Below are 11,708 nucleotides of genomic sequence, written 5' to 3' on the forward strand. Positions count from 1 at the left end.
GGCGGAGACCTCGTCGAGCAGCGCGGCGAGGTCACGCGGCCGGGAGAACATCGGCCAGTGCCCGGTCGGCAGCTCCCGGTAGGTCCAGCCCGGCCCGACCATCATCGAGAACACCGGGTGCCCCTGCTCGCCCATCTCCTTCACCGCCGCGAGCGGGATCGTGTTCGCGATCAGCGTGCGCGGCGTCGCCGGCGGCGGCTCGGGACGCGTCAGCGCCTGCGTCGCCGTCGCGAACGGCTGCGGGGTGCCGCGCTCGCGCATGGCGGCGAGGTGCCCGGCGGTGAGGCCGGCGAGGTCGCCCGGATCGGCCTGCGGGTCGAACGGCGGCACCGGGATCGTCCACCCCTCGCCCTGCTCGGCGACCTGCCTCTCCAGCTCCGCGCGCGACTCCGGGTCGTGGAAGTCGATGCCGGCCATGCCGGACGGCATCGGACCGGTGTCGACGTAGACGATCCGCGCGATCCGCCCGGGAATCCGGTCGGCCGCCCCGGTGGCGGCCATGTTCGCGCCGCTGTGCGCGACGAGCACGACCCGCTCCGGGCCGCCGTCCTCGATGATCTGCACCAGGTCGTCGATCTGGGCGGCGGCGTCGGCGCCGGGCGCGGACTTCCCCGCGCGCTCGCCCTGCCCGGCCGGCGTCACCGCGCGGACGTCGTGGCCCGCTTCCCGCAGTACCGCCGCCACGTCGTCCCACGCCCAGGCGCCGAGCCAGTATCCCGGGACCAGTACGAACCTCGCCATGTCAGATGTCCTTTCTCGGGTGGGTACGGACTCACGCTATGGTCGATACCGGACAGAAACCGCCCGGTTAAGTGAGTGACCCGTGTCATACCCCGCGCCGTCCCACCCGACGACCCGCGTCCTGGCCATGCTGGAGCTGCTCCAGGCCAACCCCCGCATCGGCGGGGCGGAACTGGCGCGGCGGCTCGGCGTGGACGAGCGCACCGTCCGCCGCTACGCCGCCCGGCTGGAGGACCTCGGCGTTCCCGTCGTCGCCGACCGCGGCCGCCACGGCGGCTACCGCCTCATGCCCGGCTACAAGCTGCCGCCGCTGATGCTCACCGACGACGAGGCCACCGCCGTGGTGCTGGGGCTGCTCGCCGGACGGCGGATGGGGCTGCCCGGCCAGGCCACCGAGAGCGCCCTGGCCAAGGTGGAGCGCGTGCTGCCCGCCGCGCTGCGCGACCGCGTCCAGGCACTGCGGGACACGCTCGGGTTCACCCTCGCCGCCCGCGACGCCGCCGCGCCCGACACCGGCGCCGTCCTCACCCTGGCCGCCGCCGCCCGCGAGCGGCGCCGCGTGCGGCTGCGCTACCGGTCCTGGAAGGGGGAGGAGACCCTACGGGACCTGGACACCTACGGGCTGGTGTTCCACTCCGGCCGCTGGTACGTCACGGGCCACGACCACCGCAGCGGCGAGGTCCGCACGTTCCGCGTCGACCGCGTCGTGTCCGCCGAACCGGGCAGCGCCGGGTACGAGATCCCCGGCGGCGTCGACCCCGTCCAGCACGTCACGCGGTCGCTGGCGCGCGTCCCCTACGCGCACGAGGTGGAGGTGCTGCTGGAGACCGGCCTCGCCGAGGCGCGGCGCCGCATCCCCGCCTCCACCGCCACTCTCACCGAGGAGGACGGGGGAGTGCTCATGGTCACCCGGGCGGAGCGGCTGGACGGGATGGCGCGGATGCTGGCCGGGCTCGGCTTCCCGTTCGTCATCCGCCGCCCCGCCGAACTGCGCGGCCACGTCCGCGCCCTGGCCCGCACCCTGGACGAGCAGTCCGCACGCTGACCAAGGGCCGGGCGGTTCAGCCCGCGGCGCGGGCGTCCCACTCGTGGCGCAGCATCGCGTAGATGACCTCTTCGGACCACTCGCCCTTGACGATCTCGTTGTGCACCAGGTGCGCCTCACGGCGCATGCCGAGCCGCTCCAGCACCCGCGCGGACGCGGTGTTGCGGGCCTCCAGCCGCCCGACGACGCGGTGCAGGCCGAGCTCCTCGAAGCCCAGCCGCAGCACGACCTCGGCGGCCTCGGTCGCGAACCCCCTGCCGTGGAAGGCGGGGTTGAAGATGTACCCGATCTCGCCCTGCCGGTGCTCCCGGCTGCGCCACTGCAGGTTCACCTCGCCGATCAGGTCGCCGGTCTGGCGCCACACCACCGCCAGGACGAGCCAGTCGCCCTCCCTCTCCACGGTGGACGCGCCCATCTTCTGTTTCAGGAAGGACCGCGACTCCTCCATGTTCCGCGGTTCCCAGTACAAGAAGCGCGCCACCTCGGGCATCGACTGGTAGGCGAACAGCCCGTCGAGATCGTCCTCGTGGAACGGCCGCAGGGTCAGTCGCTCGGTCTCGATCGGGTAGGCCGGACGGAGCATGCCATGATCCTATTCGCTGTGTTCGGCCGTACGCGACCCGTGATTCCCCGGAATCACCCGAGTTCCCGAGCCCCTGCGGGCGCCTCCCAGGGGGTATCAGGAGCGGCTCCCCGCCCCAGGGCCGCCACGCCGCCCCGGCGCCGACTCCCGAGGGGCGTCCGGCGGTGACTGCGGCGCGGCGCGGCGGGCGCCGCCGTCCGGGCGCCCGGCGGCCTCGTCGTCGCCGCCGGACGGACCGCCGGTGGAGGTCTCGCGGCGCTGCTCCTCGTCGAACGCGCGGGTGTCGCGGAACTCCACGTACGGCTCCTCGGCGGCGGGGCGGCCGGCGGAGACCGCGCGGCCGCGTTCGAGCTCGGCGTTCAGCTCGGCGCCCAGCAGGATCGCCAGATTGGTGATCCACAGCCACACCAGGAAGATGATGATCCCGGCGATGCTGCCGTAGGTCTTGTTGTAGGACGCGAAGTTCGCCACGTACAGCGCGAACAGGCCCGAGGCCACCAGCCACAGCGCGACCGCGAGCAGACCGCCCGGCGTGACCCACCGGAAGCCGCGCTTGGCGTTGGGGGAGGCCCAGTACAGCAGTGAGAACAGGCAGCTGACCACCAGCAGCAGCACCGGCCACTTGGCGATGTTCCAGGCGGTGACCGCCTGGGAGCCGAGCCCGAGGACGTCGCCGATCTCGCCGGCCAGCGGCCCCGACACCACCACCGCGACCACCGACGCGGCCAGCATCACCAGGGCCAGGAGCGTCACCGCGATCCGGACCGGGACCGTCTTCCAGATCGGCCGGCCCTCGGGGACGTCGTACACGACGTTGGAGGCCTTCATGAAGGCCCCCACGTACCCCGACGCCGACCACACCGCCCCGGCCAGGCCGAGCAGCGCGACCACGCCGGCGCCGCCGCCGCCCTGAAGCTCCCGGATCGAGCTGACCAGCAGGTCGCCGACCGTGCCCGGGGCCAGGTCGCCGACGCTGCCGATCAGGTCGTCGGTGGCCGACCGGCCGGCCAGTCCGACCAGGGACACCACCACCAGGATCGCGGGGAAGATCGACAGGACGGCGTAGTAGGTGAGCGCGGCGGCCCAGGACGTCAGGTCGTCGCGCTGGAACTCACGGATCGTGCGCTTGAACGCCTGTTTCCACGAGTCGGCGGGAAGGCCGGTGGGTCCGCCTGCTGCGGCCATGGCCCGGCCCTCCTCACCGGAGCCCGCGGCGGCGCCGCACTCGGACGGGCCGCTTCTGGCCCGCGCGGAACACCACCCGGACGGGCGAGCCGCGGCCCCGCGTGCGGCCCCGTGTGCGGCCCGGCGCGCGGCTGCGCGCGCGTTGCAGCATCTGCCCCCCGCGCAGCCGGGACTTGGCGGAGCGGCGCTTGCGCATCCACACCGCCGCCAGCGCGACCGCGCCCGCCGACGCGACGACCGCGCCGCCGCGCACGGCCTGCTCCCCGGCGCCGGAGTCCTTGGCCCGCGCGGTGGCGTCGCGCGCGGAGCCGACGGTCTGGCGCATCCTGCTCTTGGCGTCGGCGGCCTTCTGCCTGGCCAGGGCCTTCACGTCGGCCTTGGCGGCGAGCTGCTCCACCGTCTCGCCCAGATCGTGGCGTGCCCGGTCGACCTCCTGGCGCAGCTCATCGGTCCCGGCGCCGGCGCCCTGCGTGGGCTTGTCCTGCGTGGTCATCGGTGCGTCGCCCTCTCCTTGAGCTCGGCCATGGTCCGCTTGGCCCCTTCCATGGCCTGTTCCGGCTTGGCCGGCGTCGCGCGCTTGGCCTGCGAGCGGCCGACCACGGCCAGGACGCCCGCGACCAGCATGAGGAACCCGCCGATGATGAGCGCGGCCGCCCACACCGGCAGCACCAGCGCGATCGCGGCGACCGCGGCCGCGAGCAGCACGGCCACCCCGTACAGCGCCACCAGGGCGGCGCCGCCGAACATGCCGGCGCCGGTTCCGGCGTGGCGGCCCTTGTCCTTGAGCTCGGCCACCGCCAGGCGCAGCTCGGCGCGCATCAGGTCCGACACCTGCCGGGTCGCCTGCTTGACCAGCTCGCCCGTGCCCGCCTCGTGGTCGGTGCCGTGGAACTCGGGGGCGCGTCCGTAGTCCTGCCGGTGCACCCCGGCGCCCACGGCCAGGTCCCCGGACATGTCCCCGGGCATTGCCGTGCCCATGTCGGGTGTTCCGGCCTCGGTTCTGCCGTCCTGTGCCGGTCGCACGATGCTCATAGCCTCCGGCCTCCTCCGCATACCGTTATCGAAGCCTGGCTACAGCAGTTCCCCCTGGTCGTGGGCTAAACGTGGCGGCGCCCGGACAGCGGGTGACCGGCCGGCCCGCGGGTCGGGCCCGCGGCCGGGCGCGGAGTCAGCCGGTGGTGATCCAGTCGACCCGGTGCGCCTCGGTCGGGTCGGGGACCTCCCAGCGGCGCACCAGCCGGTCGATGACCGCGTCGGGGACGGGGGAGGCGCGGCCCCGGTTGCGGTCGCGGACCACCCGTGGCGGCGCCTCCAGCGAGACGACCTCGACCCGGCCCCGGTAGCGGGCGATGAGCCCGGTGCACAGCTCGCGCTGCGTCCGGGACACGTTGGTGGCGTTCCACACGAACGACCGCCCGGCGCGCAGGTGCTCGCGGGCCAGCTCGTACGCGGCCGCGGCCACGGCGCGCTGGTCGCCGGCGGGGGAGACGCCCAGCTCGGCGCGGAGCCGGTCGAGGCCGACGACCGGCACGTCCGGGCGGTGCGCGGCGATCCAATGGTCCTTGCCGGCGCCCGGCAGGCCGGACAGGACGGTCGCGGTCAGGCGCGTGTCGTCGTAGGCGGCGTAGCCGGGGTCGCGGCCGGGCTTGCGGAAGTACCAGAACCTGGCGTGGTCGGACGGGAACGCGCGCGGGCCGTCCAGGCACCGCTGCTCGGCGCAGTACTCCCCGTACAGGGCCACGTTGTCCAGCAGCTCCTCGGTGTCGGGGCAGACCCGGCCCAGGATGTCGGCGCAGGCCAGCAGCACCAGGTCGTCGTTGCGGGCCAGCAGGCTGACACGGAACGCGATCTGCTGCAGGTCGGGGCGCTCCAGCGCCCAGAACGGCACCTGGTGGTGGCGGATCAGCGCGGCGACGTGCTCGCGCCAGGCGACCGGCGCGCCCAGCTCCCACAGGATCCGCCGCGCCATCAGGTCGCCGCGCCGCGAGTGCCCGCGGGCGGTGATGCGGCCGTCGGCGTCGACGGCGGTGCAGTGCGGCTTGGCGACGTCGTGCATCAGCACGGCCGTGAACAGCCGGACCCGCTCGTCGCGGGGACGGGCCCGCCACCGCGGCAGCGACGCCAGCGCCTCGCACGCCATCCGGGTGTGGACCTCGACGTCGCCCTCGCCGTGGAAGACCGCGTCCTGCGGGACGCCCACCAGGTCGCGGACCCAGCCGAACGCGTCCCGGATCTCCTGCCAGGGGACGGTCCAGTGCGGCGGCGCCGGGCACAGGTCATCGAACACCCGCATACAGCACCTCCGGGTCGGCGAGGCCGTTGGCGACGATGGGCCGGTCCTGCCAGTGGGTGCCCGAGTCCAGGATCGCGGTCAGGAAGCTCGGCCGGACCCACTTGTAGCGGCCGACGGTCTGCCCGCCCTCCTCCACCTTGATGTAGAGGCCCTCCATGTCGTCGGAGGTGTCGGTCTCCTCGGCGGCGCGGGCGGGGTCGGCGCCGCCCGCGCGCGCCGCGGCGCGCAGCGCTTCCCGCCACCGCGGGGTCCGGCAGGTGGACGGCCCGGCGAACGCGGTCAGCGCCGCGACGTCCGGCAGCGGGCCCTCGTGCAGGACCGGCACCGGCACCACGGGCGTGCCGTCGAGCAGGTCGCGGCGGCGCTCGGTGGACAGGAACGTCCCGTCGGACAGGTCCAGGACGTCGAACTCGCAGAAGTAGTGGGGCAGCGCGTCGTAGAAGACGGTGTGCTTGGCGTACAGCCACTCCCCGTACAGGACGTACCGGTCCAGGAGCCGTTCCCGCAGGACGTGCTGCACGGACGCGGCCCACGCCTTCAGCGGCCCGAACTGGCGTTCACGCGGCCCGCCGGTCAGGTAGTGGCCGCGGCTCTGCAGCCGCAGTCCGCCTTCGGCGGTGAAGCTGATTCCGGCGTTGGCGCCGTCGAGTTTCTCCTCCACCACCAGGTACCGCCCGGCGATCTCGGTGAACGGCACGGAGGCGAGGTCGTGGTCTCCCGGCTGGAGCCGGGATCCCTCGATGTGCCGGGTCCGGGGATACTTGCGGAGCATGCCGACCGTTGTAGTCGGCGCCGCCGATCATGCCAACCGGTTTTCGGCCGGTTTCGCCGGTCCCGCGGGTCCCGCCGGCCGCGCGGGGGTCAGCCGGGGGCGACGCGGGCGAGCGCCCCGGTCTCCAGCGCCACCCACAGCGCGCCGTCGGGGCCGAGCGCGATGCCGTGCGGCTCGCAGTCCGGCGTGGGCAGCGGGTGCTCGTCGACGCGGCCCTCGGGCGTGATGCGGCCGATGTGGGCGGTGCCCCATTCGGTGAACCACAGGTCGCCGCCGGGGCCGGCCACGATGGCGTGCGGGCGTGCGGCGGGGTCGGGCAGGGGGAACTCGGTGACCTTCCCGTCGGTGGTGACCCGCCCGATGTGCCCGGTGCCGATCTCGGTGAACCACAGCGCGCCGTCGGGCCCGGCGGCGATGCCGACCGGCGCGGCCCCCTCGGTGGGCAGCGGGTGGACGGCGACGTCCCCGCCGGTGGTGATCCTGCCGACGGCGTTGCCCTGGTTGAGGGTGAACCACAGCGCCGCGTCCGGGCCGGCCGTGATCATCGACGGCGCCGAGTCCGGGGCGGGCAGCGGGTACTCGGTGACGTCCCCGCCGGTGGTGATCCTGGCGATGCGGCCGGTGTGCATCTGGGTGAACCACAGGGCGCCGTCGGGCCCGGCGGCGATCCCGCACGGGCCGCCGCCCGGCGGGGCCGCGAACCGCGCGACCTCGCCGCCGGTGGTGATCCGGCCGATCGTGTCGCCCTGGAAGGCGGTGAACCACAGCGCGCCGTCCGGCCCCGCGGTGATGACCATCGGTCCGCCGGTGAGCGGATCGGGAGGATGCAGGGTGGGCCGGCCGTCCGGCGTGATCCTGCCCACGCGGCCCTCGTGGACGAGCGTGAACCACAGCGCGCCGTCCGGCCCGGCGGTGATGCCGTACGGGCCCCCGTCCGGTCCGCAGACCGTGAACTCCCTGATCGTGGCGTACGAACCCTGCGTCATGAAAGCGCCCCCCTGTTCTTGGACTGCTGTTTCCGCACGAGCGCGAGGTTAACGCAACCGATGTTGCGTTACGATCGGGTTGTGAACGACCTCGGGCCGTCCGGCCGATACCGCGGGTCCCGCGCGTGACCGCCTCCGAGCCCGGGACCGTCCGTCCCGGCGGCCGCACCGCGCGGGTGCGCGACGCCGTCCGGCGGGCCACGCTCGCCGAACTGGCCGAGCGCGGCTACCAGGGTCTCACCGTCGAGAACGTCGCCGCCCGCTCCGGCGTCCACAAGACCACCGTCTACCGGCGGTGGAGGGACGCCGAGGGCCTCGTCGCCGACGCGCTGGAACTCGCCGCCGGGGAACCGTGGCCGGTCCCCGACACCGGCACCCTCGCCGGCGACCTGCGCGCGATCGCCCGGCTCGTCGCGACCGGCTTCACCGACCCCGGACAGGGGCCGGTGACCCGCGCGTTCGTGCTGGCCGCCGCGCAGAGCACCGGCGCCGCCCGCGCCCTGCACGCCTTCTTCGCGCGGCGCCACGAGCAGTCCGCCGCCGTCGTCGAGCGCGCCGTCGGACGCGGCGAGGCGCCCGCCGGGACCGACGCCGCCGAGGTCGTCCGGATCACGGTCGCGCCCCTGTACTACCGGCTCTTCGTCACCGGCGAGCCGGTCGACGAGGCCGCCGCCGACCGCGCCGCCGCGTCCGCCGCCACCGCCGCCCGCACCGGAATCCTCGTCACCTGACACCGCCGAACCGGACCGCCCGCCGCGCCGCACCGCCGCCGCGACCTGAGACGCCCTCTGGGCACGGGCCCGTGCGCGGCCCACCGGGCGAAGGCGGTCAGACGAGCCCGGCGTCGTGGGCCAGCAGGGCGATCTGGGTGCGGTTGCCCATGTCCAGCTTGGTCAGGACGCTGGAGACGTGGGCCTTGACGGTCGCCACGCTCATGAACAGCTCCGCGGCGATCTCGGCGTTCGACCGTCCCCGGGCGATCGCCAGGACCACCTCGCTCTCGCGGGGGCTGAGGCCCTCCAGGGCCGCGCGGGCCCGCTGGTAGGCGCCGGCCTCCACCGCCGCGCGGTCCATCAGCCGGCGGGTGATCCCCGGGGACAGGATCGGGTCCCCGGCCGCGACCTGCCGGACCGCCTGGACGATCCTGTCCGGCGGGGTGTCCTTGAGCAGGAACCCGCCCGCGCCGGCGCGCAGCGCGTGCAGGATGTTCTCGTCGGAGTCGAACGTCGTCAGCACGATCACCTCGGGCGGGTTCGCCCGGGACCGGAGCCTGCGGGTCGCGGTGATGCCGTCCACCCGCGGCATCCGCAGGTCCATGAGCACGACGTCGGGGGCGTGCGCGTCGGCGGCCGCCGGGACCTCGTCGCCGTCGGCGGCCTCCGCGGCGACCGTGATGCCGCCGGCTCCGTCCAGCATCATCGACAGCCCGGCGCGGACGAGCGCGTCGTCGTCCACGATCAGCACGCGCAGGGGACGGTTCACGCCGGCCATGGTAGCCAGGCCCGCAGATGGAACTCTCCCGAGCCGGCCTCGTGGTCGAGGCGCCCGCCGGCCAGCCGCACCCGTTCGGTCAGCCCGACCAGGCCCGTCCCGCTGCCCGGCGCGGCGGGACCGGCCCCCGGCTCCGCCGGCAGCGGGTTCCTGATGTCGATCACGAGCCGGGTGCCGGGCCGGCCCTCCAGCGTCACCCGGACGGGAAGGCCCGCGGCGTGCTTGCGGGCGTTGGTCAGACCCTCCTGGACGACCCGGTACGCGGTCCGCCCGGCCGCGGCGGGCAGCGCACCGGGGTCGGCCACGTCGTCGCGCAGCCGCACCGTGGCGCCGGCGTCGCGGGACTCCTCCACCAGCCGCGGCACGTCGTCCAGCACCGGCTGCGGGCGGCCGTCCTCGGCGGCGTCCTGGCCGGCGTCCTCGGTGCGCAGCAGCAGGATCACCTCGCGGAGCTCGTCGAGGGCCTGGTGCACCCCGGCGCGGACCACCCCGGCCGCCTGGGAGAGCTTCTCGGGCGGCGCGTCCGGCCGGTACTCCAGCGCCCCCGCGTAGGTGGCCAGCAGGGACAGCCGGTGCGCGAGCACGTCGTGCATCTCACGCGCGATCCGCGTCCGCTCGGCCATGCGGGCCTCGGCCACGCGCCGGCCCTGCTCGGCCTCGGCGCGGCGGGCGCGCTCGCGCAGCGACATCAGCAGCGCGCGGCGCGCCCGCGCCAGCGCGCCCCACCCGATCAGCGCGACGTAGGCGAGCGTGACCAGCAGCAGCCACCAGCCGAAGGAGATCCCGCCACGCGGCTGCCACAGCCCCTGGACGGCGTGCGCGGCGACCCCCGCCGCGCCGATCCCGGCGGCGACGGGGAACGGCCTGCGCTGCGCGACCTGCAGCACCGCGATGGTCGCCGGCGCCGTCGCCGCCGGCGACACCGCGGCCAGCGCGGTGAGCACCAGCGCCGTACCGGCCGGACGCCACAGCAGCAGCGGCGACAGCAGCCACGCCGCGGCCCCGGCCGCGACCTCCAGGGCGAGCGCGCCGCCCGCCACCCCGGCGTCGCGCTCGCCCCAGATCGTCACCGCGAACAGCGCCCCCACCACGGCGAACACCAGCGCCGCGCCGGTGACGCGTCGCCGCCGCCACGGATCGGCGCCCATCGGGCCGTAGTTCTCCTCGTCCACCGGCCAAAGGCTAGCTCCGCACGTCACCGCGCCGGCACCGACCAAAGTCGGTGCCCGCCCCCGCCGCGGTCGGATCCGGTCTCGCCCCGCGCCCGATGCGGCGCACGCGCCGCGGCGGCGACGCTGCCGGTCATGAACGCACCGGTACCGAAGGAGAAGGACATGCCGAACCAGAACCTCACCCGCCGGATCCTGTCCGTCGCGGGCGCCGCGGCCGCCACGCTCGCGCTGTGGACGCTGACCGGCCCGGTCGCCGGGCACGGCGCGTCCGCCGAGACCGGCGGCGGCGTCCGGCCGGTCGGGGCGTTCGCGGTCGTCGCCGGCAGCCTGGCCGCCGGGCTGGCGGCCTGGGCGCTGCTCGCGCTGCTGGAGCGGACCGTCAGCCGCCCGCAGCGGGCGTGGACGATCACCGCCGCCGCCGTCCTGGCGCTGTCGATGACCGGGCCGCTCGGCAGCGCCGCGGACACCGCGAGCACGGCGATCCTGGCCGCGATGCACCTGACCGCCGCCGCCGTCCTCGTCCCCGGCCTCGGCCTCTCGGCACGACGGCGCTGACCATGCCCCACGAAGCCCCGGCGACCGCCCCGCGCTCACCCCCGCGCGGCGGACGCCGACGCGGCGATGAATCCCGCGTCTCCCGCGGGTCTACCTAGGGCGAGGAGGAAACATGAACCTTTCAGTGGAGCGGCTGGCGCGGATGCGCGAGGCGCTGGCCGGGCATGTCGGCAGCGGTGAGGTCCCGGGGCTGGTCGCCGTGGTGGCCCGGCGCGGCCAGGTGCACGCCGAGGCTCTCGGCGCCGCCGAGATCGGCGGCCCGCCGATGCGCCGCGACTCGATCTTCCGGATCGCGTCGGTCACCAAGCAGATCACGGCCGCGGCGGCGATGACCCTGGTGGAGGAGTGCCGCCTGCGGCTGGACGACCCCGTCGACGACCTGCTGCCCGAACTGGCCGGCCGGCGGGTCCTGAGCCGCCCCGACGCGCCCCTGGACGACACCGTCCCCGCGCACCGCGCGATCACCCTGCGGGACCTGCTCACGTTCCGGCTCGGCATCGGGGCGGTCATGGCGCCGCCCGGCGCGACCCCGATCCAGCGGGCGATGGACGAGGCCGGGCTCTCCCCGGGCCCCGGCGGCCACTCGACCGAGCCCGACGAATGGATCAAGCGCCTCGGCGAACTGCCGCTCGTCCACCAGCCGGGGGACCGGTGGATGTACGACACCGGCTCCGATGTCCTGGGCGTCCTCATGGCCCGGGCCACCGGGAAGCCTCTGGAGGAAGTGCTCAGGGAGCGCCTGTTCGGGCCGCTCGGGATGACCGACACCGGCTTCCACGTCCCCGCCGGAAAGCTGGACCGGCTGGCGGCCGCCTACCGTACCGACCCCGCCACCGGGGACCTCACCCTCGCCGACGACCGCGGCCGGTGGGCCCGCCCGCCCGC

General features: G+C 75.3%; 14 protein-coding genes. 4 read left to right on the plus strand and 10 right to left on the minus strand.

What is annotated here, in order from left to right; all coding sequences use genetic code 11:
• A partial coding sequence (locus E1285_RS38350) for an alpha/beta hydrolase (protein ID WP_132159512.1) occupies positions 1-741 on the minus strand: 741 nt, incomplete at its 3' end.
• Between the two features lie 82 nt (positions 742-823).
• On the opposite strand from E1285_RS38350, the gene E1285_RS38355 reads away from it, so the two are divergent.
• A complete protein-coding gene (locus tag E1285_RS38355; protein WP_243723348.1) occupies positions 824-1,786 on the plus strand; it encodes a YafY family protein in 963 nt (320 codons plus the stop codon).
• A 16-nt stretch (positions 1,787-1,802) separates the two neighbouring features.
• Here the strand turns inward: E1285_RS38355 and E1285_RS38360 are convergent, their stop codons facing one another.
• The 7 genes from E1285_RS38360 to E1285_RS38390 form a co-directional block, all read right to left on the minus strand.
• Positions 1,803-2,369, minus strand: a complete 567-nt coding sequence (locus E1285_RS38360; RefSeq protein WP_132159513.1) for a GNAT family N-acetyltransferase — start codon at positions 2,367-2,369, stop codon at positions 1,803-1,805.
• 96 nt (positions 2,370-2,465) lie between these two features.
• Entirely contained in the window at positions 2,466-3,554 is a 1,089-nt protein-coding gene (locus E1285_RS38365) for a YihY/virulence factor BrkB family protein (protein WP_132159514.1), read from the minus strand.
• 13 nt (positions 3,555-3,567) lie between these two features.
• Entirely contained in the window at positions 3,568-4,047 is a 480-nt protein-coding gene (locus E1285_RS46950; protein ID WP_132159515.1) for a DUF3618 domain-containing protein, read from the minus strand.
• A complete protein-coding gene (locus E1285_RS38375; protein ID WP_243723349.1) occupies positions 4,044-4,586 on the minus strand; it encodes a phage holin family protein in 543 nt (180 codons plus the stop codon). The genes E1285_RS46950 and E1285_RS38375 overlap by 4 nt, the downstream gene beginning before the upstream one ends.
• Positions 4,587-4,722: 136 nt before the next feature.
• The gene (locus tag E1285_RS38380; protein WP_132159516.1) at positions 4,723-5,847 is read right to left on the minus strand and encodes an AAA family ATPase; all 1,125 of its coding nucleotides are present in this window, start codon (positions 5,845-5,847) and stop codon (positions 4,723-4,725) included.
• Entirely contained in the window at positions 5,831-6,619 is a 789-nt protein-coding gene (locus E1285_RS38385) for an RNA ligase family protein (protein WP_132159517.1), read from the minus strand. The genes E1285_RS38380 and E1285_RS38385 overlap by 17 nt, the downstream gene beginning before the upstream one ends.
• Before the next feature lie 89 nt (positions 6,620-6,708).
• Positions 6,709-7,605, minus strand: coding sequence for a virginiamycin B lyase (locus E1285_RS38390; protein ID WP_132159518.1), 897 nt, complete (start codon positions 7,603-7,605; stop codon positions 6,709-6,711).
• Positions 7,606-7,730: 125 nt separating this feature from the next.
• Here E1285_RS38390 and E1285_RS38395 point away from each other — a divergent pair, with 125 nt between their 5' ends.
• Positions 7,731-8,336, plus strand: coding sequence for a TetR/AcrR family transcriptional regulator (locus E1285_RS38395; protein WP_243723350.1), 606 nt, complete (start codon positions 7,731-7,733; stop codon positions 8,334-8,336).
• A 97-nt stretch (positions 8,337-8,433) separates the two neighbouring features.
• Here E1285_RS38395 and E1285_RS38400 read toward each other — a convergent pair whose 3' ends face one another.
• On the minus strand, positions 8,434-9,096 hold the full coding sequence (locus tag E1285_RS38400; RefSeq protein WP_132159519.1) for a response regulator transcription factor: 663 nt from the start codon (positions 9,094-9,096) through the stop codon (positions 8,434-8,436).
• Complete coding sequence (locus tag E1285_RS38405) at positions 9,084-10,268, minus strand: histidine kinase (protein WP_243723351.1); 1,185 nt, start codon at positions 10,266-10,268, stop codon at positions 9,084-9,086. Before E1285_RS38405 ends, E1285_RS38400 begins: the two co-directional genes overlap by 13 nt.
• Positions 10,269-10,400: 132 nt before the next feature.
• Here E1285_RS38405 and E1285_RS38410 point away from each other — a divergent pair, with 132 nt between their 5' ends.
• Complete coding sequence (locus E1285_RS38410) at positions 10,401-10,823, plus strand: DUF6069 family protein (protein WP_243723352.1); 423 nt, start codon at positions 10,401-10,403, stop codon at positions 10,821-10,823.
• 112 nt (positions 10,824-10,935) lie between these two features.
• The coding region (locus E1285_RS38415) for a serine hydrolase domain-containing protein (protein ID WP_132159520.1) at positions 10,936-11,708 on the plus strand (773 nt) is incomplete at its 3' end.

It is taken from the genome of Actinomadura sp. 7K507, from assembly GCF_004348425.1.
GTDB lineage: Bacteria > Actinomycetota > Actinomycetes > Streptosporangiales > Streptosporangiaceae > Spirillospora.